This window comes from Pseudomonas sp. H1_D04, assembly GCF_054683855.1.
Genome location: NZ_CP162826.1, coordinates 5589526 through 5609076, shown reverse-complemented (window position 1 = coordinate 5609076; position 19551 = coordinate 5589526). Strand labels below are relative to the sequence as shown.

The 19551-nt window shown below is 57.5% G+C and carries 17 protein-coding genes and 1 pseudogene; 9 read left to right on the top strand and 9 right to left on the bottom strand.

The window, feature by feature from the left end; genetic code table 11:
• Positions 1-4 precede the first annotated feature (4 nt).
• From AB4N82_RS25935 to AB4N82_RS25910, 6 genes are all read right to left on the bottom strand, one after another.
• Complete coding sequence (locus AB4N82_RS25935) at positions 5-1054, bottom strand: homoserine dehydrogenase (protein ID WP_122681046.1); 1050 nt, start codon at positions 1052-1054, stop codon at positions 5-7.
• 176 nt (positions 1055-1230) lie between these two features.
• Positions 1231-1668 (bottom strand): Lrp/AsnC family transcriptional regulator, encoded by a 438-nt coding sequence (locus AB4N82_RS25930; protein WP_032891403.1) that lies wholly within the window; start codon positions 1666-1668, stop codon positions 1231-1233.
• 22 nt (positions 1669-1690) lie between these two features.
• The gene (gene thrC, locus AB4N82_RS25925; RefSeq protein ID WP_122765093.1) at positions 1691-3070 is read right to left on the bottom strand and encodes a threonine synthase; all 1380 of its coding nucleotides are present in this window, start codon (positions 3068-3070) and stop codon (positions 1691-1693) included.
• A 17-nt stretch (positions 3071-3087) separates the two neighbouring features.
• Positions 3088-3978: a LysR substrate-binding domain-containing protein gene (locus tag AB4N82_RS25920; protein WP_122765094.1), complete on the bottom strand. Its 891-nt coding sequence runs from the start codon at positions 3976-3978 to the stop codon at positions 3088-3090.
• A 47-nt stretch (positions 3979-4025) separates the two neighbouring features.
• Entirely contained in the window at positions 4026-5450 is a 1425-nt protein-coding gene (locus AB4N82_RS25915) for an amino acid permease (RefSeq protein WP_032891407.1), read from the bottom strand.
• A gap of 111 nt (positions 5451-5561) precedes the next feature.
• Positions 5562-6818 (bottom strand): cystathionine gamma-synthase family protein, encoded by a 1257-nt coding sequence (locus tag AB4N82_RS25910; RefSeq protein WP_122765095.1) that lies wholly within the window; start codon positions 6816-6818, stop codon positions 5562-5564.
• A 138-nt stretch (positions 6819-6956) separates the two neighbouring features.
• Between AB4N82_RS25910 and AB4N82_RS25905 the strand changes: the two genes are divergently transcribed.
• Positions 6957-7085 carry a hypothetical protein gene (locus tag AB4N82_RS25905; RefSeq protein ID WP_241152346.1) on the top strand — a complete coding sequence of 43 codons (129 nt, stop codon included), beginning with the start codon at positions 6957-6959 and terminating at the stop codon, positions 7083-7085.
• A 150-nt stretch (positions 7086-7235) separates the two neighbouring features.
• Here AB4N82_RS25905 and pdxR read toward each other — a convergent pair whose 3' ends face one another.
• Positions 7236-8732: a MocR-like pyridoxine biosynthesis transcription factor PdxR gene (pdxR, locus tag AB4N82_RS25900; RefSeq protein WP_122765096.1), complete on the bottom strand. Its 1497-nt coding sequence runs from the start codon at positions 8730-8732 to the stop codon at positions 7236-7238.
• Between the two features lie 282 nt (positions 8733-9014).
• Here pdxR and AB4N82_RS25895 point away from each other — a divergent pair, with 282 nt between their 5' ends.
• Positions 9015-10310: a benzoate/H(+) symporter BenE family transporter gene (locus AB4N82_RS25895; protein ID WP_241089568.1), complete on the top strand. Its 1296-nt coding sequence runs from the start codon at positions 9015-9017 to the stop codon at positions 10308-10310.
• Between the two features lie 83 nt (positions 10311-10393).
• Positions 10394-11659 (top strand): serine hydroxymethyltransferase, encoded by a 1266-nt coding sequence (gene glyA, locus AB4N82_RS25890; RefSeq protein WP_122765097.1) that lies wholly within the window; start codon positions 10394-10396, stop codon positions 11657-11659.
• Between the two features lie 103 nt (positions 11660-11762).
• Here glyA and AB4N82_RS25885 read toward each other — a convergent pair whose 3' ends face one another.
• Positions 11763-12803, bottom strand: a complete 1041-nt coding sequence (locus AB4N82_RS25885; protein ID WP_122765098.1) for a zinc-dependent alcohol dehydrogenase family protein — start codon at positions 12801-12803, stop codon at positions 11763-11765.
• Positions 12804-12967: 164 nt separating this feature from the next.
• Here AB4N82_RS25885 and AB4N82_RS25880 point away from each other — a divergent pair, with 164 nt between their 5' ends.
• From AB4N82_RS25880 to AB4N82_RS25870, 3 genes and pseudogenes are all read left to right on the top strand, one after another.
• The gene (locus AB4N82_RS25880; RefSeq protein ID WP_122753263.1) at positions 12968-13450 is read left to right on the top strand and encodes an Lrp/AsnC family transcriptional regulator; all 483 of its coding nucleotides are present in this window, start codon (positions 12968-12970) and stop codon (positions 13448-13450) included.
• 108 nt (positions 13451-13558) lie between these two features.
• Complete coding sequence (locus AB4N82_RS25875; RefSeq protein WP_122765099.1) at positions 13559-14752, top strand: GGDEF domain-containing protein; 1194 nt, start codon at positions 13559-13561, stop codon at positions 14750-14752.
• Positions 14753-14824: 72 nt separating this feature from the next.
• Positions 14825-14992: pseudogene (locus AB4N82_RS25870) on the top strand (DDE-type integrase/transposase/recombinase); the annotation flags it as partial.
• A gap of 130 nt (positions 14993-15122) precedes the next feature.
• Here AB4N82_RS25870 and AB4N82_RS25865 read toward each other — a convergent pair.
• Positions 15123-16019, bottom strand: coding sequence for a LysR family transcriptional regulator (locus AB4N82_RS25865; protein ID WP_032891518.1), 897 nt, complete (start codon positions 16017-16019; stop codon positions 15123-15125).
• A 176-nt stretch (positions 16020-16195) separates the two neighbouring features.
• Here AB4N82_RS25865 and AB4N82_RS25860 point away from each other — a divergent pair, with 176 nt between their 5' ends.
• The 3 genes from AB4N82_RS25860 (at position 16196) to AB4N82_RS25850 (ending at position 19447) form a co-directional block, all read left to right on the top strand.
• Entirely contained in the window at positions 16196-16951 is a 756-nt protein-coding gene (locus AB4N82_RS25860) for a class II aldolase/adducin family protein (protein WP_122765100.1), read from the top strand.
• Positions 16952-17060: 109 nt separating this feature from the next.
• On the top strand, positions 17061-17852 hold the full coding sequence (locus tag AB4N82_RS25855) for an ABC transporter substrate-binding protein (protein ID WP_122765101.1): 792 nt from the start codon (positions 17061-17063) through the stop codon (positions 17850-17852).
• 50 nt (positions 17853-17902) lie between these two features.
• Positions 17903-19447, top strand: coding sequence for an amino acid ABC transporter permease/ATP-binding protein (locus tag AB4N82_RS25850; RefSeq protein WP_122765102.1), 1545 nt, complete (start codon positions 17903-17905; stop codon positions 19445-19447).
• Positions 19448-19551 lie beyond the last annotated feature (104 nt).

The window sequence follows — 19551 nt, the reverse complement described above, 5'->3', positions numbered from 1 at the left end:
TGGCTTACTCCCGACCCTGTGCAGCGGATTGATGAAGGCTGATGATGTCCGACAGCAGCGCAAAGGCTGTTTCTGTACGACCGGCACCCGGTCCCGAAACCGTCACCGTGCCAATCAGGTCGCTGCTGAACGACACTGCATTCGTGGCGCCGCCGATGCTGGAGAGCGGATGATCGTTGCCCAACAGGCGCGGTTCGACGCTGGCACTGACCGAGCCATCGGCATGCCGTGTGGCGGCGCCAATGAGTTTCCAGCGTGCATTGTTCTGGCGGGCCTGATCGATGTCCTCAAGGGTGAGGGCGCTGATACCGTTGCAGCGCACATCGCTGACGGTGAGTGATGCATCCAGCAGCTCGTTGGCCAGGATCACCACTTTGAGACGTACATCATGGCCTTCGACATCCGCCGTCGGGTCGGCTTCGGCGTACCCCAGGGCCTGCGCCTGCTCGACGGCTTCGGTAAAGCCCAGGCCATTTTCCATGCGGGTCAGGACGAAATTGGAGGTGCCGTTGAGAATGCCTTCGAAGCTGTTGATGCTGCTGCCGGCCAGCAATTGCCTGGCCAGGCGGATCACAGGCGTGCCACTCATCACCGAGCCTTCGTATTCAAACGCCACGTGGTTGCGCTGAGCCAGGGCCTTCAACGCCGCGCCGTGCAGGGCAATCGGTCCTTTGTTGGTGGTCACCACGTGCTGGCCGTTTTCCAGGGCCCAGCGACAGAACGTGGTCGCAGGTTCGCCGTCCACCGGGTTGGTGAAGGTCGCTTCGGCAATGATGTCTGCGCCGGAGTCTTTGATCACGGCTTCAGTGCGCGCGACCGCGTCGCCCCCCGGTAGGTTTGCCAGGGCGCCCTTGGTCACCGGCAGCGCGGCCAGTGAGGCGGCATCCAGCCCTTGGCGGTTGATCAGTGAGCCGAGGAAGAGGTCGGTGACACCGACGATTTTCAGGGTAAAACCCAGTGCGTTTTTCCAGTCTTCGTTGCGTTCGGCAATCAACTGGGCCAACGCTCGGTTGACGCCACCGAAGCCCACCAGCGCAATTTTATATTCAGTCATTTTTTTATGCCCTTGATCTGTGTGATGAGTGGTCTGGCATAAGATTAGGGGCGCGACCATGGCAGTGAAATATGCCAATTTGCTCTATTTCATGGGCGTTTTGACCAAGGGGTAGGTGCTGCGTGGGGAACAAAAAAAGCCAACGATCGTTGGCTTTTTTTTACCGCGAAACCGGTTTAGACAACGGACGATAGAACGAATGACGTCACGGTATTTTCCACCCCCGCCAGGGCCGAGATTTGAGTCCAGACCTGATGCACCCGCTGCGGGCTTGATGCGCCGACGCGCAGCATCAGGTCGAATTCGCCGCTCATGACGTCGCACTGGATCACTTCAGGAATTGCCCGCAGGGCCTGCAAGACATCCTCGCCGCGCATGCGGTCATAGCGATAGACGAAAATCACTGCGTTGATCTGGGATGAGGCTTGGCGCCCGTCGCCGGTCAGTACCGTATAGCCCAGGATTGCACCGTCACGTTCCAGCCGTTCGATCCGTTGGCGCACGGCGTTGCGGGACAGGTTGACCTTGGCCGCCAGCTCAGCGTGGGCGGCGCGGGCATTGAGCCGCAACTCGGCGATGATGCGCTCATCGAGCGGATCCAGAATGCGCTTCATGTGGCCCCCTGCCTCCCGTCGTTCACAGCGTATCGAGCAGTTGATAAAGGAGGCCGGCGTCGTCGGGCGTTATCCGGTAACGCTGCGCGTGTAAGTGCGCTGTCGCCTGGCCGTGTTGCCCCGGCACATTGATGCCCAGTTCGTTGAGCAGCGCAGCGGATTTGGCCGGTGAAGTTTCCCCGAGGGTGACCATTGGCGCGACCAGGCTGCGCCGATAAAGCCTTGCGGCGAGTACTCCGGTGGCCGTGTGGGGGTCAATCAGGTAGCCCGTGTCACGGTAGAGCGAGGCGATTTCGGCCAGGGTTTCTTCATCGCTGACCGCATAGGAGTCGATGATCATCCGGGCCTGCAACCAGCAGTCGTTGGCGATGGTCATCTCGCCGCTGGCTTCGAATTCGGCCATCAGCGCACTGACTGCCGCAGCGTCGTGTCCATACAACTCCCAGAGAAAACGTTCGAGGTTGGAGAAAATCGACAAGTCCATGGCCGGTGACAGGGTCTTGTCAGCGCGCTGGCGGCTGTAATGGTTCTTGAGGAACAACTGATGCAGGGCGTCATTTTTGTTGGTCGCGACGATGATTTGGGTAATCGGCAGGCCCATTTTTTGCGCGATGTAGCCTGCGTAGACTTCGGCGAAACTCGCCGCCGGCACGCTGAAGCCGACAGATCGTTGACCTGCGCCCAATTGCAGCACGGCGTAGAAATAAAACACGAGCTGCGCCAGCACGTTGACCCAGTTGCTGGAATTGAAGCTGATCGCCTCATGGCGCGGGTTGGGCCAATGCCTGAACAAGCGGTTCGCGAGTTGCTGGCAGTCGTCAAAGCTACCGGCGACTGCGAACGTATGCACATTGGGATGCGCAACCCCTTGCAACTCGTGCAGTTGATGCTGTGCGACCGCGGACTCCGGGTATAGCAGCACCACGTGGGTGTCGTTACTGTGTTTGAACGCATCGATCGCCGCGAGCCCAGTGTCTCCGTTGGTGGCGCCGAGCACCACTGCGCGTCGCGGGTGCTTATGCAGAAAGTACTGCACCAGTTGCGCCTGCAACTGCGCGGCGAAATCCTTCGAGGAGCGGGTCGGACCGTGGAACAGCTCAAGCACCCATTCGTTGCGATCGACCTGATGCAGCGGCGCCACCGCACGGTGCTTGAACTGACTGCTGGCTTCTTTGAGCAGGCGCTTGAGGTCCGCTTCGGGGATGGTCCCGCCAACAAACGGACGTATGATCCGATACGCCAGTTCGTCGTAGGGCAAGGTTGACCAGTTGGCGATATCCTGGGGCTCGAACAGCGGCAGGTCGGTGGGTACGAACAGTCCGCCGTCGTCGGCCAGGCCGGACAACACGACCTTTTCAAAGTCGGCCTGCACGGTCGAACTTCGAGTGCTTATGTAGTGCATGGTTTGGCTCCGGCCATTTATTTGTAGCGATGAGCCTGCTCGACCAGCCAGGTAGAAAACATCATGGCGTCGGGGTGCTGGTCTGCCCCGGAGCCGCGTACCAGGTAGAACGACTCGCTGGCTTCGATGCGCTGGTCGAAGGGCTCGATCAAACGCCCGTCCTGGAGCATCTCGTCAACCATTGAGGAGCGTGCCAGCGCAATCCCTTGCCCGAGTTCGGCCATGCGCAACGTCGAGATCAATGTGTCGAACTGCATGCCACGGGACGAATCGACGTCGTCCGCGCCGACCATCTTCAGCCAGTATCCCCAACCCTCTTCGTAACCCAGCACATGCAACAGCGTATGCCGCGCAACGTCGCTCGCCACCGTCAGCGGTGATCGCGCCATCAGGGCGGGTGAGCAGACCGGGAACAAGGTGTCCCAGGTCAGCCGCTGGGACACGAGGCCAGGCCATTGACCATGGCCCCAGCGAATTTCCATATCGTCTTCGCCATCCAGTTCCTTGATCCAGATATTGCTGATGTAGCGGATATCGACGTGGGGGTGAGCCTGACTAAAGTCCACCAGCTTGGGCGCCAGCCAGTGGACGAAAAACGCCAGGCTGCCGCGCACCTTGATCGGCCGCCGTTTGTGCTGGCCAAAAATCTCGTTGGTGCCCACCGCCAGCCGTGTAATTGCATCCTGCACCACCGGCAGATAAGCCTGGCCTTCTTCGGTCAGCCCCAGTCCCCGGGGCAGGCGCTTGAACAGCGCCACGCCCAGATGACTTTCCAGTTGGCGGATCTGCTGGCTGACCGCGCCCTGGGTCAGGCACAGTTCGTCGGCGGCGTGAGTAAAGTTCAGGCTCCGGGCGGACACCTCGAACGCGCGCAGCCAGTTCAACGGAGGGAGCGGCTTTTGCTTCATGGTCTGGACCTTATTGACGCGGTACTCAGCACGCTTGCCCACACCGTCTAGGGGGACGGCTGAACCGTGGTGGCGAGCGACAAGCGTCGTTCGCGGCTGTTACGGGTAATGTAATACACGAAGTAGCACCAGGCGATGAAGGGCAAACCGAAGTACAACGCGACGCGCTGTTCCGGGTCGAACGCGATCCCCACACAAGCAAGGCTGCAGCACACCAGTGCGCCCAAAGGCACCCACGGGTAACCCCGGACCCTGAATTTGAGGTCGCGCACGTCGCCGCCATTGGCCACGAACTGACGGCGGAATGCAATTTGACTCGCGGCGATACTCATCCACACCACCACCACCGCCAACCCGGAAATCGACACCAGCGCCAGGTACACCGTGTCGGCGGCAAACACGCTGCTGAGCAGGGATGCGCCGCCACCGACCATGCTCAGTACGATGGCGTTCAATGGGGTGCCCATGCGGGTCAAGTGGGAGAACTGCTTGGGCAGGTGCCCTTGGTCGCTCAGGGTCCAGAGCATCCGTGAGGCGGCGTACAGCCCGGAGTTGGCCGCCGACAACAGCGCGGTGATGATCACGAAGTTCATGATGTCGGCGGAGTAGGGGATACCGATGTAGGTGAACACGGTGACGAAGGGGCTTTCGACCAGACCGGCCTGCTCACGCGGCAGCAACGTCGCCAGCACGAAAATGGTCCCGACGAAAAAGATAGCCAGGCGCAGCACGGTGGTGCGGATGGCCCGTGGCACATTGCGTTGCGGGTCCTTGGTTTCACCGGCGGCGATACCGATCAGTTCGGTGCCTGAAAACGCGAACGAAACCGCCAGCAAGGTCATGGCAATCGACATGAAACCGGTGGGGAACAAGCCTTCGCGTGTGAAGTTACCGAGGCCGATACTGTGGGCCTGATCGATATTGAGCAGGCCGAGAATGGCGCCGCCGCCGATGATCAGGAACACCACGACCGTCACCACTTTGATCAGGGACAGCCAGAACTCAGTCTCGGCGAACAAACGGACCGAGACCACGTTGGTAAAAAATACCGCCCCGGCAAACAATGCACTCCAGATCCACACGGGCGTGTCAGGAAACCAGCGCGTCATCAGGATGCCGGCGGCGGTGAACTCCGAACCAATCGCCACCGTCCACGTCAGCCAATACAGCCAGGCCACGGTGTAGCCGGTGCCTGGGCCGAGAAAACGGGTCGCGTACGTGCTGAACGAGCCGGTTTCCGGCATCTGCACTGCGAGCTCGCCGAGGCACATCATCACCATGTACACCATGAGTGCGCCGATGATGTAGGCGATCACCGCACCCAGCGGGCCTGCCTGGTTAACGGTATAGCCGGAGGTTAGAAAGAGTCCGGTGCCAATCACGCCACCCAAGGCCAGCATGACAATGTGGCGCGTCTGCATTTCCTGTTTGAAGCCGGCACGCGTGTTGGTTTTTTCTTCTGTTATGGACATGGTTGTTCTCATGAAAGTAGTGAGGGCAGATAGAAGCGTCGCCACACAGTTTTATTATTATTCCTCTTCATGAAACGCCTCACAGACGGCCCTGTCGTGAGGTTTGAAAGGTTAGTTCACGCCCTCGCTGAAGGCGGGCTGCTGACTTTTTTCATCGCGCAAACCCCTGACAAATGCGAACGCCTGCTTTAAATCGTCGAGCAGATCGTCGGTGTCTTCGATACCCACCGAAACCCGCACTAATCCTTCCGAGATTCCCAGCGCCTGGCGCTCCTCCAGCGTGTTTTCCACATGACTGGTGGTGCGCGCAGGGCCGTAAATGGTTTCCACCGCACCGAGATTGCCCGCACAGTGTGCAAATCGCAGGCGTGGCAGCAGCAGCTTGACCGAGTCCATGCCGCCAACAAGTACGAAGCTGACAATGGCGCCAAAACCGCCCATCTGCGCACACGCCACCGCGTGGTTCGGGTGGTCGGCCAGGCCGGGATAATTGACCGAAGCCACCAGCGGCTCTGTGCAGAGAAATTCTGCCAGGGCACGGGCGCTGTGTTGCTGCTGACGCATGCGCAGCACCAGGGTTTTCATGCCGCGAATGATCATGTAAGCCGAGAGTGGATCAAGGGTGGCACCGTTGATTTCACGGTAATGCCGAACCTTGGCCATCAGGGCTTCACTGCCGCAGACCAGGCCGCCCAATACGTCACCATGACCACTGAGGAATTTGGTCGCGCTGTGAATGACCACATCGACCCCCAGGGCCAAGGGGTTTTGATTGAGTGGTGTGGCAAACGTGTTGTCGGCTACCACTAGCGCGCCCACGCGTTTGGCCGCCGCAACCAGGCGTTGGATATCAAGGATCTTCAGGGTCGGATTGGTCGGCGTTTCCAGGTACACCACCTTACAGCCCCTGGCGATTTCCCGTTCGATCGCCTCGTGATCGAACGTCTCGCACAAGGTCACCTCCACCCCCGTGCGCGGCAGGAACTCCTCGAAAATCTTGTTGGTGCCGCCGTAACTGTCCTTGGTCGACACCACGCGGTCACCCTGGGCCAGGAAGGTATAAAGCACACTGCTGATAGCCGCCATGCCACTGCTGAATGCGACTGCGGATTCGGCATTCTCCAACTCACCAATCTTGGCTTCGAGGGTCTCGACCGTCGGGTTGCTCATGCGGCTATAGATAAAGCCCGGGGCTTTACCCATGGCGACGTCGTACCAGACGTCGATATCGTCGTAACCATACGCCGCACTGAGCACAATAGGCGCCTGCGTGGCGTTATAGGGATGCCTGACTTGCTCTCCACCCCAGACCGCCCGTGTCCCGGCGCCCGCATTATCAAGCCCTGCGCTGTCAGGTTTTTTGTTCATTGAGACTACTCGCACTGAGGGGTGAACGTTGAGTCGTTCACACAGATAGTGCGGATCAATATAGGGATAAGCGGTGCCCCCGAGAAACGATGTTATCGGTGCCAAAGGGCTGCTTTTTTTAATGGTTGGCGGGGGGATATGCTGGTTTTGTTTTTGCTGGAACCGGGGGACAAGATCCTGGGCCTGGACCTCAAGTCAGGTGGGCATTTGTCCCATGGCGCTGCGTTCAACTTCTCCAGGCCCTCAACTATGGCGTACATCCGGTGACGCGCAGGGTCGACCTGGATCAGGTCGAGCAGATCGCCCGACAGGAACGTCCACACCTGATCATCCCAGGCGCTTGCCCAGGCGCTTACCCCGGCGCGCGCGGATGGCCGCACAAGCCCGGCAACTGCTGCTGAACTGCGCGCTGGGCCATTAGATTTTCAGGGCGCTGGCCAGGCGCAACATGGCGGCTTCTATTTCATGCGCGGTCAGGGAGGAGTAGCCCAGCAGCCAGCCTTGTTGCTTCGGTTCGCCCGCGTACAAGCCGCTGAGGCCGGACAGTTGCACGCCGGCAGTAGCCGCCTGGCGGATGGTTTTCTCCTCGGACCATCCGGCTTTCAGCAGGCAGGGGATCTGCAACCCGCCCGGCGGCAATTCGGCGGTGACCACGGTGCTCAGGTACTTGCCGATCGCGTCGTGCATGATCGAGCGGCGTCCGGCATACAGCTTGCGCATGGCCCGCACATGGGCGTTGTAATGACCGTCTTCCATAAAACGCGCCAGAGTCAGTTGCAGTGTTTGCGGTGTGTGGCCGTCCATCATGCTGCGGGCATAGGCAAAGGGCTTCACCAGCGCAGAGGGCAGCACCATGTACCCCATGCGCAGGCCGGGGTAGAGGGTCTTGCTGAAGGTGCCGATGTAGAGCGTGCGCTGATACTTGTCCAGGCCCTGCACGCAGGCCGTGGGTTGCCCGTCGTAATGGAACTCGCTGTCGTAGTCATCCTCGATGATCCACTTGCCTTTTTGCGCCGCCCAATTGATCAACTCAAGTCGCCGCTCCAGGGGCAAGGTCGCGCCGGTGGGGTACTGGTGAGAGGGCGTGACATACACACAGTTGGCTCCGCTGCGGTCGGCATAAAGCAGGTCGGTGCGGATGCCGTGTTCATCGACATCAATGGGCATCACCTTGGTTTCGGCAATTTGGAAGGCCTTGCGGGCGCCGTAATAGCCGGGGTTTTCCAGCAGGATCGGCTTGCCGGCGTCCACCAGCAATTGCGCGCACAGGTACAACGCCTGACGTGTGCTGCTCAACACCAGCACCTGGTCGGGTGAGCATTTGGCGCCGCGTTCGAGGTTCAGGTAGGTGGCAATCGCTTTGCGCAGGGGCTCGGCGCCTTGTGGGTCGCCATGCAGCAGCACGCTGGCGCGATAGTCCTTCATGACCTGGCGCTGCAAACGCTCCCACACATCCGTCGGGAAGCTGCGGGTTTCCGGCAGGCCGGTGGCGAATGCCTTGATGACTTGCTGATCGCGCACGCCGCCGGTGTCGAAGATCATCCGCCCGCGCTGGCTGAGTTCGGCGCCCGGTGCGGCGACGCTGCTCCTGGTTTCCTGAGCCTTGAGGCGTCGGCGGCCGGCACCGCGCAATTCGACGCCCACCGTGTCGCAGACGTAACTGCCGGCGCCTTCGCGGCGCACGATAAACCCGTCCCGATGCAGCTGCACATAGGCGTTCTCAACGGTGTCGCGTGCGCACCCCAATGACTTGGACAGCACCCGCGTGGCGGGCAGTTTCAAGCCGGGGCCGAGGGCGCCGTCGAGGATCAGCGCACGTAATGCACGTTGGATCCGCTGGTGCAGATCCAGCAGCTGAAACTCGGCGTCGTTGAGGCGCATCTTCAGGGTTTCAAGCTCGAAGGTCTTTGCCATGTGGTCTGCTCTCATTCCATGAAATGGCAGGTAGTGGCAGGCCAGTTTATCCGTAGACTCTGGCCCTCGCCATCCCACGGTTTCAACGCCGTTTCAGTGCCGGCGTTCGAGGCGTTATGGGGGTTCATGAGCGCGTTTGCGCGAGAGCATGCTTGACGGACCACGCCAAGTGGTCTGGTCGGCTGCGCTAAAGCGTAGGGGTTAAACCTGCCATTCAAACGCTATAAATGACCGCTTAACAGCGACCGGATGGATACATCGTCCAGCAAGGAGCCAAGACCTATGTCATCTACTCAATCCCCCTCGTCCGTGCATCTGCGGGACCTGCTGCACCCGGTGGTTGCCGGGTTGATTTCAGTGATCGTCAATTACGGCGGCACGTTCATCCTGGTGTTTCAGGCCGCCAAGGTTGCCGGGCTCAGCCCTGAGTTGACGGCGTCGTGGGTTTGGTCTGTGTCGATCGGGGTAGGGGTGACCGGGATGTTTCTCAGTGGGGTGAGCCGCGAGCCGATCATCACCGCCTGGTCGACGCCTGCGGCGGCGTTTTTGATCGTCGCCCTGGGGACCACGCCCTACGCCGAGGCCATCGGCGCCTACATGATTTCGGCGGCAGCGTTCGTGCTGTTGGGCGTGTCCGGTTACTTTGAGAAAGCCGTGCGGCTGATCCCGCCAGGTGTGGCAGCGGGCTTGTTGGGCGGCATCCTGCTGCAGTTTGGCATCGGTGCGTTCGCCAGCATGAGCGTCGACCCGCTATTGGTCGGTGTGTTGATCGGCGCCTACATCCTGTTCAAGCGCTTGAGTGCGCGCTACGCGGTGGTCGGCATTCTGGTGCTGGGGCTTGGCTTTTTGCTGATGCAGGAGCGCGTGGACTTCACGGGATTGGCGCTGGAGTTCGCGACTCCGGTGTTCACACGCCCCGAGTTCTCGGTCAATGCGTTGTTGAGCGTCGCGCTGCCGCTGTTTCTGATCACCCTCACGGGGCAGTACATGCCGGGCATGCTGGTGCTGCGCAGTGACGGCTTCAACACCAGTGCCAACCCGATCCTCAGCGTGACCGGGCTGGGTTCTCTGCTGATGGCGCCGTTCGGTTCCCATGCCTTCAACATCGCCGCCATCACGGCCGCCATCTGCACGGGCAAGGAAGCCTCCGAAGACCCGTCCAAGCGCTGGGTCGCAGGCGTGGCCGCGGGCATCTTCTACATCCTGGTGGGGATCTTCGGCGTGACCCTGGCCGCGGTGTTCATGGCCTTCCCGGCGACCTTCATCACCACCCTGGCCGGGCTGGCGCTGTTGGGCACACTCGGCGCGAGCCTGGCCAATGCCATGGCGGACGTGAAATCCCGGGAAGCGTCGCTGATCACCTTTCTGGCCTGCGCGGCCAATATCACCGTGCTGGGCATCGGCGGCGCGTTCTGGGGCCTGGTCATCGGCCTGGCGGCCTACGCCGTGCTCAATGGGCAGTTGCCGCGCCGTGAAAAGACGGCGGCCCCACAGGCCGAAACGGTTGCGACAACGTCTGCTGATCACCGTCAGACGGGCCACCACCGTGCGCCTGATGCCACCGCTGACCTGCAATGACGCACAGATCGACGACATCGCCGTACGCATCACGCGCCTGCTGTCACCGACCGTTTGAATTCTTGACCAAGGACACTTTGCACATGTACGACTCGACGCTGACCCTGAACGCTTTCGACCCTGAGCTGTATGAATCCATTCAGAACGAAGCACATCGTCAGGAAGACCATATCGAGCTGATAGCCTCGGAAAACTATGCCAGCCCGCTGGTGATGAAAACGCAGAGCTCGGTGCTCACCAACAAGTACGCCGAAGGCTACCCCGGCAAGCGCTATTACAGCGGCTGCGAGTACGTCGACGTCGCCGAGCGGCTTGCCATCAAGCGGGTCAAGGCGCTGTTCAACTGCGACTACGCCAACGTGCAACCCCATGCGGGCGCCCAGGCCAACGCGGCGGTCTTCCTCGCACTGATCAACCCCGGCGATACGGTGATGGGCATGAACCTGGCCCAGGGCGGTCATTTGACCCACGGCAACCCCGCCAATTTCTCGGGGCGTCACTACACCATCGTGCCTTACGGACTGAACCCGGAAACCGGCTTTCTCGACTATGACGAGATGGAGCGAATCGCGCTGCAAGCGCGCCCCAAAATGTTGATCGGTGGTTTTTCCGCGTATTCGCGCTACAAGGACTGGGCACGCATGCGCAGCATTGCCGACAAGGTCGGGGCGATTTTCTGGGTCGATATGGCCCATGTCGCCGGGCTGGTCGCTGCGGGCGAATACCCGGACCCACTTCCCCATGCGCATGTGGTCACCAGCACCACGCACAAAACCCTGCGCGGGCCACGGGGCGGTTTGATTTTGTCCAAAGGTCAGGATGAAACCTTCTACAAAAAGCTCGACTCCGCGGTGTTTCCCGGCGTGCAGGGCGGCCCGCTGATGCACCAGATCGCGGCCAAGGCCGTGGCATTCAAGGAGGCGCTTACGCCGGAGTTCAGCGTCTACCAGACCCGCGTGGTAATCAACGCCAGGGCCATGGCCGGAGTGTTGCAACAGCGCGGGTACAAAATCGTGTCGGGCGGCACCGACAACCACATGATGCTGATCGACCTGTCCGACAAACCCTACACCGGCAAGGACGCCGACGTGGCGCTGAGCCGTGCCTACATCACCACCAACAAAAACTCGGTGCCCAATGACCCGCGCTCACCGTTTGTGACCTCCGGCCTTCGCATCGGCACCCCGGCGGTGACCACCCGCGGGTTTGACGTGGAGACTTGCAAGCAAGTGGCTGGCTGGTTGTGCGACGTGCTGGACGCACTGGAAAACGGCGACAGCGACAAGGTCGGGCAGCGTGTGCGCGAACACGTGGTCGCGCTGTGCCGTCGTTTTCCGGTCTATCGCTGAGTCAGTAAGGGGGAGGGTGTCCGCGTGTTTTCAGCGGGCGCGATCACCCATGTGAACGCTGGGTTTTTAGTGATTTCAGCGCGGCTCAACGTGGCGCCATGCATTAAAACTCGGTGATGACGGTGACGCCCGCCGTCTCAAACCGGTCCATATGGATCAATGCATCGATCGACTGCTCCAGGCTGATGGTCTTGCCCACGAGTTTTTCAGGCGCCAGCTTGCCGGAGGTGATCATTTCGATCATGGCGTCATAGCGGTGCGCTTGCATGCCGTGGCTCCCGTAGATCTCAAGTTCGTGGGCGATGACCTTGCTCATGGGGATTGCCGGCGTGGCGTGATCAGCGAGCATCAGCCCCACCTGAACGTGCTTGCCGCGACGGCGCAGGTTGTTGATGGAGTTGAAGCAGGTGGTTGGGTGGCCCAATGCGTCCAGCGATACGTGGGCACCGCCCTGAGTGATTTCCAGCACGGCTTCGGCGACGTCCGCCACGCACTGGGCATTGATCGTGGCGACAGCGCCGAGCGCGCGTGCCAGGTCGAGTTTGTCCTGGGAAATATCGATGGCGATCACGTTCGCGCCAATGGCTTGGGCGATCATCACGGCAGACAGGCCTATGCCTCCGCAACCGTGAACCGCGACCCATTGACCGGCACTGACTTTTCCTTGGTCAACGACTGCGCGGAACGAGGTGGCGAATCGACAACCCAGACTTGCAGCGGTAGCGAAATCCATGCTCTCAGGCAACGCGACCAGGTTCAGATCGGCCTGATGGATACCGACGTATTCGGCAAAAGAACCCCAATGAGTAAAGCCTGGCTGGAACTGCGTGTGGCATACCTGCTGATTGCCGCTATTGCACTCGGCGCAGGCACCACATCCGCCCACGAACGGCACGGTCACACGGTCGCCGACCTTCCATTGCGTGACGTCGTTGCCCACCTCGGCCACGATGCCTGCCAGCTCATGACCCGGTACATGGGGCAGCTCAATGTCGGGGTCATGACCTTTCCAACCATGCCAGTCGCTGCGACATACCCCTGTGCCAAGCACCTGGATAACCACACCATGACGTTCCGGGGACGGGTCTGCCACGTTCATCAGGCGCGGCGGCTTGGAAAAGGCTTCGTAGACGACTGCTTTCATTCAAATGACCTATGTTTGGATGGGCGATGTGACGTTGAAGTGTCACGATCCAGGCATTTCTATTATGGATGAACCCCTTGAAATTGCCCTTCAAGTTGCAATTGACGTCACCCGGAAATTGAAATTAACCTTCATTTTTAAGTCTTAATTTGAGGAGTTATTTCATGCTTGAGCAGCTTGATAAGGCGGACATTGCAATATCGGAACGGTTGCAGCGCGACGGCAAGCTGTCGAACGTCAAGCTGGCTGAGCAGCTGTCCCTCAGCGAAGCGTCCTGCTGGCGCAAGCAACGCCGGCTTGAAGAGTGCGGGGTTATCGAGGGATACCAAGCCATTCTCAATCGAAAGAAACTAGGGCTGGGCCTGAAGGCGTTTGTCCAGATCTCTTGCACCGATCACAGCGAAGAAGCCACGGCAACGTTTGAAAAGATTATTCAGGCGGCACCTCAGGTTTTGAGTTGCCATAACACAACAGGCGAGGCGGACTTTCTACTTGAGGTGGTTGCACGGGACTTGGACAGCTACAGCCGCTTTGTCGAAAAAGTACTCAGGAAGCTTCCTGGCGTTTCGAGTATTCGCTCGAACCTGTCCCTGCGAGAAGTGAAGACTACCAATCGACTGCCCGTAGCCGAGCTCTTGAGTATCTAAGCGCTGCCCTGACAGGCGCGAAGACAAGGCTGCAGATGGCCGACAAACTGACAGCCTACTCAACTAAACTGCACCAGAGCTGCTCCTGACAGCGACTGGTGAGACGTCATGATTGCCCATACCCCCACGCTTTTTGCCTGCGTCGCCTTAGTGGCGACGATCATGGCGTTTTGTCTGATATTGGTCGGCCAGTTCAACCAGCGCGACGGTTTGCTGACCATTGGCTTTGGTTTGGCGGCACATGCCCTGGCTTACATTGGATACACCTTGTTCGGCCACGCCCCGTTGTGGTTGACCTATGGGGCTGCCAACACATTGCTGGCGGTGGCGCTGGCTTTTTATGGGGCCAGCATCTTTCGGATCGTTGAGTTGCGCGTCTCCTGGTGGCGGATATTTGCGCCTGCTGCCTTGATGCTTGCCTTGATGGCAAGCCTGATCGACACCTTGGAACCGCGCATGCTCGCCGCCACGCTGGTGTTGATGGTGCAATGCGCCTTGATCATCTATTGGACGCGCCGCTACATACCCGCTCAGGGGCGCGCGCGCATGTTGTTGATCATCGGATCAAGTATCAGCCTGATCGGCCTTGGCATGCGGGTGGTCGCCATCATCGGCGGGGGAGCCGCCGAGATGCGCTATGACGTCAGCAACCTCAAGCAAACCATCTCCGTCAGTATCGGCACGTTCACCGCGATGATGATCTCCCTCGGACTGGTGCTGCTGGCCAAAGAACGCAGCGAGTCGTTATTTCAGCGCCTGGCGTTACGCGACGTGCTGACCGGTATTCTCAATCGCAGAGCCGTGCTGGAACAGTTTTCCAAAGAGTTGGAGCGCGCGTGCCGAGACGCTGCCTACCTGGCCGTGGCGATGGTCGACATCGACCATTTCAAGCAGATCAATGATGTGTATGGACACCTGGCGGGCGATGAGGTGATTTGCCATTGCGTCAATCATCTCACCCAGCGAATTCGTGAGTCCGACAGTATTGGTCGTTATGGGGGTGAGGAATTCCTGGTGTTACTTCCCCGCACCAGCCCCGAAGACGCGGTGAAGGTTCTGGACGAATTGCGCGCATCGGTCGCTGATTCACCGGCTCGGTTTGGCGAGGCAGCCATCTCGGCGCGCATCAGTATCGGAGTCTGCTGCGTGGTGCCAAACCCGGATGACACCACGGCCAGCCTGCTTGCGCGGGCAGATGCCGCTCTGTATGAAGCCAAGGGCCTGGGGCGCAATACCTTGTGTTTGGCAGCGCCGCAGGTGCATCGCGGGGAAACTGCCGCCATGGATATCATTGAGTATTGAACGGCAGGCCAAGGCGGAAATGATCAGATGAACAGCGTGCCTGAGGGAGCCTGGAGACTGTCCGGATCGCCGGACATCACCTGCATTCGCACGTATGAGCGCTGCCTATATTTGGCTGTGGTGCTGGATCTGTTTTCTCGTTAAGTCGTTGGCTGGTCAATGACGTCGCAGATGACCAGCGATTTGGTCATTGATGGGTTACTGATGGCGGTTTGGAGACGTAAAGCGAAGCAGGAGGTCGCTTTGAGGCGCCGCCCTTAATGAAAACACGGCTGCGACTACTTTAGCGTCGTCGACTTCTGCGGCTTATGCAAGTTGAGCCAATATGCAAAGCTTGATGATCCATGGCTTATTTCTGATATTGCCGATATCACTCCAAGTTTAATGCAGCCCGCATTCTGTCGAGAAAAATAGCCTCGGCTTCAGTGTGTACTTGGTGGGGGCTCCACATCATTACAATCAAGACCTCACAAACGCTCGTTTCTGGTAGGAGCTTTCGCAGAAGCCCTCGCTCCTCATACTCCCTACCTAGGTGCTCGGGGAGAGAACCTATCCCTATCCCCGCCAGTACAAGCCGCAACATCTCTGCCGTATTCGCTGATGAGGCAGATATCTGCTGGTGTATATAATGACTGCCATAGTGCTCAGACAACTTAGATAGGGTGCCTCCCAAGGACTCCCCTGAAAAACTGACCAGTTTTGTGGCTTTGATTTGATCAAGTGTCACCGACTCTTCGTTGAAAAGTGGGTGATAGTTACTGCAGTAGAAGAATGTCTCCTCGCGGGTAAGTATGGATTGTTTTATGTCAACCTCCCCGGGCTGACTGATTCCAATGCCAAACGGAACTACGTTGCGTTGTATTGCGCTGATTATTTCCTGAGTGGTTGCAACTTCAATGTTGAATGTGACCTCTGGAAAGTCCGAATGCATTTCTCGTAAAACTTTGTCGTACAGTGGGGAATTTACACCGCTGACCGTGAGTATGCGTATGGCGCCTTTAATGTTGCCTCGTTTTTCATTCAGGACTGCATCAACTTCCTGAATATTTTTTCTGGCCGCTAGAGCGATCTTTAAAAGCGAAATTCCTACTTCGGTAATTTCAAATCTGTGACTATCCCTCTCGATCAACGTAGCTCCAAGCTGTTCCTCCAGGCGTTTGATCGCCTGACTCACGGCGGGCTGAGACAAATTTAGCCGTGCTGCTCCCTTGCTTATGCTTTTCTCGATCGCCACGACACAAAATGTTTTCAGCAGATTCCAGTCCATTCGTTCGCTCACAGAACGCAATTCGCCGGAATTTATCGCGGTGGTCGGTCGGAAACCCATGAAATAGTACTCGTATTGGTTTGCCCAATACCCAATATAACAAAATGCGAATAGGCACTGAAAAGTTAATTTCATATGGTGTCAGCCAATAACAACACTGTGAGAGCGCCCAATAAATGAACATACTCGAAGGTATCAGCGCGCAGGAGTGGTCAACTCGTTGTGACCTTGCGGCTCTTTTCCGTCTACTGGCCTACTACCGCATGACAGACCTCGTCGACTCCCATGCCTCGGCATGCATTCCTGGAGAACCGGGAGTCTTTCTCATCAATCGCTACGGTGTGCCGTTTGAAAAGATGCAGGCGAGTGATCTTGTGAAAGTTGGATTCGATGGACTGTGTGTTGGTACCAATGGTACGTCCGAAGCGATGAACATCGCAGGTGCCTTGATCCACTCTTCGATTCATAATGCCCGGCCCGATATGGCCTGCGTAATACATACCCACACTGCGGCAGGAATTACAGTTTCGGCACTTGAAGAAGGGTTACCGCCATTGTCTCAGCATGCAATGAAGTTTTACGAGCAACTCAAATACCACACCTACGGCTCTTTCATAGATACCAAATTGGAACAGCAAAATATGATTAATAGCCTTGGTGATTCCAACGCCATGCTCTTGCGAAATCACGGAATCATCGTCGGCGGGCGGACTATTGGCGAAGCTTTTCACAGTATTTATATGTTAGAGCGCGCCTGCCAGATACATGTGCAAATCCGCAGTATGAATAAAAATATTGTTACTCCGGATCCGCATATGTGTAAAAAAACTTATGATACGTTTGCAGGCGATTATGATCACGGGATCGTGGAACTGGCCTGGCAGGGTGGGTTGCACATAATTTCCTCTCAAAAAGATTACTACTGTCGTTGATTGCGTAGTGATAGGTTTAAAAATAGGCTTCTGCTATATCCGTTATTGCGCATAACAAGAAAAATATAAGAGCCCTTTTCGTTCCTGCCCTCTCAATAATGGAAGCGCCATGAACAAGCACACCCTCGTGAAAAGCTTTTCTTTAGTTGCAGTCATTGGATTTGGAGTGCCGCTAGTCCACGCTGAAGAACAATCTCCTTTGAAGTTTGGCATGGAGATCACCTACCCACCGTTTGAATACTACGACGCCGAGAACAATATTGTGGGGGCGGACCCTGAGCTTGCCGCTTCGATAGGAAAGTCTTTGGACAGGAAAGTGGAGTTCATCGACACAAAGTTTCTGAGCCTGATCAACGGACTCAACGCGGGAAAATACGACGCGATTATCTCAGGTATGTACATCACAGCCGAGCGTCAGACCCAGGCGCTGGTCATTCCCTACGCCAAAACAGGATCAGCCATTTTAGTGGCACGGGACAGCGTATTTCAGCCTCAATCTCCGGAAGATCTATGTGGCAAAAAGATTGGATTGGAGCAAGGGAACTCGTGGCTTCCGAAGCTGCAAAAACTGTCTGAGGCATACTGCATACCCAATAATAAAGCCGCAGTGATGGTGAGCGAGTATCCATCTGCGCCAGAGGCGACCCAAGCGTTGCTTTCCGGCAACGTGCAGGCTCAAGTAGAGATCGCAGGTGCGGCTCACATCATTTCCGAGCGAACCAAAGGTCGAGTAGTCATCAGCTCTAAAGAACTCATTTACCCTGAAACTCTGGGGATCTTCGTCAAGAAAGGCAACAGCGCCACGCACGCAGCTCTGATGAAAGCATTGTCGCTAAGCAGAGCAAGCGGCGAATACGAGATCATCCTCAAAAAGTACAGCCTTGAACCCATCTCAGAATAACAAGCATAGCCCACCGCTGTTTATAGCGGTGGCGTTATCAAGGGGCAACTATGTCATTTGATTGGAGTTACTTCGTCTCCCTCTTCGCGGTGGATTCGTTTTGGGTAGCCTGTCTTCAGGTCATCAAGCTCAGTACTGCGGCATGGCTGCTGGGCGGTCTTCTGGGGTTTCTTCTGGCATTGGCCAAGATGTCGAGTTCCCCATTACTTCGCGGCTCAGCTTCGGTGTACATATGGTTTTTCCGCAGCGTTCCCCTGTTGGTCTTGATCGTTTTTACCTACAACCTACCGCAACTGATTCCTTCTTCCGGTGGACTGCTTTCGAATCCGTTTTATTCGGGCCTCATTGCCCTGGTGATCACCGAAGCGGCGTACATGGCTGAGATTCATCGAGGGGGACTGATTTCTGTTGCCAAGGGGCAAAAGGAGGCCGGAAAGGCGCTGGCCATCGGTACGGTCGGCGCGCAATGGCTTATTGTCATCCCTCAGGCCATTCGTATATCGCTGCCGACGATGATCAACGAATACGTCACCATCGTAAAACTGACATCGCTGGCATCCGTCATCTCCCTCACAGAGATTCTCACGGTCGGTCAGCGCTTGTACTCCCAGAATTTTTTGGTGATGGAGACGTTGGCAGCTGTTGCGGTGTATTACGTGTTAATCGTTACGGTGTTCGGATACATGCTTGAGCGTTTCGAGCGCTCACTGGATCTTAGCCTGCGTAAGCCGCATACCCTGGGTAGTGACCAGGCCAACGCTTTAAGAAAAGCAACGGAGAACTTTAAACAGGAAAGCCTGCGCCGTTCATACGAGGGCGATACAGTGCTGCATCTTCAGGATTTGCATAAGAGCTATGGGAGTCATGAGGTTCTGAAAGGAATCGACTTGTCGATCAGAAAGGGCGAGGTTCTTTCCATCATTGGCCCATCTGGTTCAGGCAAAACCTCTCTTATCAGAACCATTAACGGGCTGGAAAAAATTGATAAGGGAAGCATCAAGCTCTTTGGCGCCGACTTCATCGAAAAGGACACACTGGATGGCGGTAACCTGCGTGCCTTTCGGCGACGCGTAAAACACATAGGAATGGTTTTCCAAAGCTTCAACTTGTTCCCCCATCGAACGCTGGTCGATAACGTAACGCTCGCACCGTTGCATCACGGCGGCTCGAAGAATGAATGTCAGCTTAACGCCTATTCCCTCCTTGATCGCATTGGACTGCTTGAGCATGCCCACAAGTACCCGCATCAGCTTTCAGGAGGTCAGCAGCAACGAGTGGCAATTGCACGTGCGCTGGCGATGTCGCCAGACATCATGCTGTTCGATGAGCCCACTTCAGCACTGGATCCAGAGCTGGTTGGAGAAGTGCTGGAGGTGATCAAGGCATTGGCTGATGACGGCATGACATTGCTGATCGTCACCCACGAAATGGAGTTCGCGATGTCAATTTCTCACCGAGTCATTTTCATGGAAAATGGAAAAATCCAGCTTGATGCTTCTCCCCAAGAGATTCGAGAAGCGGACTCTGCTGAGAGAGTCAGAAGGTTCATGGGGATACCCGAACCGACCGTCTTAACCAAGAATGCAATTGCCTAATCGCTCACAGGTAAGTTCAGCGGGACAGAGTTTTTGGCGTTCAAGCATCACAGGGCTTCGAAGTCTGTGTGCGTCGTACCTTGGGCAAGATCGGCTCAGGCAGA

Excerpts from the sequence above, each read along its gene's own strand:
- AB4N82_RS25895 (WP_241089568.1), top strand. The coding sequence starts at position 9,015 with ATGTCATCTACTCAATCCCCCTCGTCCGTGCATCTGCGGGACCTGCTG.
- pdxR (WP_122765096.1), bottom strand. The coding sequence starts at position 8,732 with ATGGCAAAGACCTTCGAGCTTGAAACCCTGAAGATGCGCCTCAACGAC.
- AB4N82_RS25885 (WP_122765098.1), bottom strand. The coding sequence starts at position 12,803 with ATGAAAGCAGTCGTCTACGAAGCCTTTTCCAAGCCGCCGCGCCTGATG.
- AB4N82_RS25910 (WP_122765095.1), bottom strand. The coding sequence starts at position 6,818 with ATGAACAAAAAACCTGACAGCGCAGGGCTTGATAATGCGGGCGCCGGG.
- AB4N82_RS25855 (WP_122765101.1), top strand. The coding sequence starts at position 17,061 with ATGAACAAGCACACCCTCGTGAAAAGCTTTTCTTTAGTTGCAGTCATT.
- AB4N82_RS25850 (WP_122765102.1), top strand. The coding sequence starts at position 17,903 with ATGTCATTTGATTGGAGTTACTTCGTCTCCCTCTTCGCGGTGGATTCG.
- AB4N82_RS25860 (WP_122765100.1), top strand. The coding sequence starts at position 16,196 with ATGAACATACTCGAAGGTATCAGCGCGCAGGAGTGGTCAACTCGTTGT.
- glyA (WP_122765097.1), top strand. The coding sequence starts at position 10,394 with ATGTACGACTCGACGCTGACCCTGAACGCTTTCGACCCTGAGCTGTAT.
- AB4N82_RS25930 (WP_032891403.1), bottom strand. The coding sequence starts at position 1,668 with ATGAAGCGCATTCTGGATCCGCTCGATGAGCGCATCATCGCCGAGTTG.
- AB4N82_RS25875 (WP_122765099.1), top strand. The coding sequence starts at position 13,559 with ATGATTGCCCATACCCCCACGCTTTTTGCCTGCGTCGCCTTAGTGGCG.
- AB4N82_RS25865 (WP_032891518.1), bottom strand. The coding sequence starts at position 16,019 with ATGGACTGGAATCTGCTGAAAACATTTTGTGTCGTGGCGATCGAGAAA.
- AB4N82_RS25935 (WP_122681046.1), bottom strand. The coding sequence starts at position 1,054 with ATGACTGAATATAAAATTGCGCTGGTGGGCTTCGGTGGCGTCAACCGA.
- AB4N82_RS25915 (WP_032891407.1), bottom strand. The coding sequence starts at position 5,450 with ATGTCCATAACAGAAGAAAAAACCAACACGCGTGCCGGCTTCAAACAG.
- thrC (WP_122765093.1), bottom strand. The coding sequence starts at position 3,070 with ATGCACTACATAAGCACTCGAAGTTCGACCGTGCAGGCCGACTTTGAA.
- AB4N82_RS25905 (WP_241152346.1), top strand. The coding sequence starts at position 6,957 with ATGCTGGTTTTGTTTTTGCTGGAACCGGGGGACAAGATCCTGGGCCTG.
- AB4N82_RS25920 (WP_122765094.1), bottom strand. The coding sequence starts at position 3,978 with ATGAAGCAAAAGCCGCTCCCTCCGTTGAACTGGCTGCGCGCGTTCGAG.
- AB4N82_RS25880 (WP_122753263.1), top strand. The coding sequence starts at position 12,968 with ATGCTTGAGCAGCTTGATAAGGCGGACATTGCAATATCGGAACGGTTG.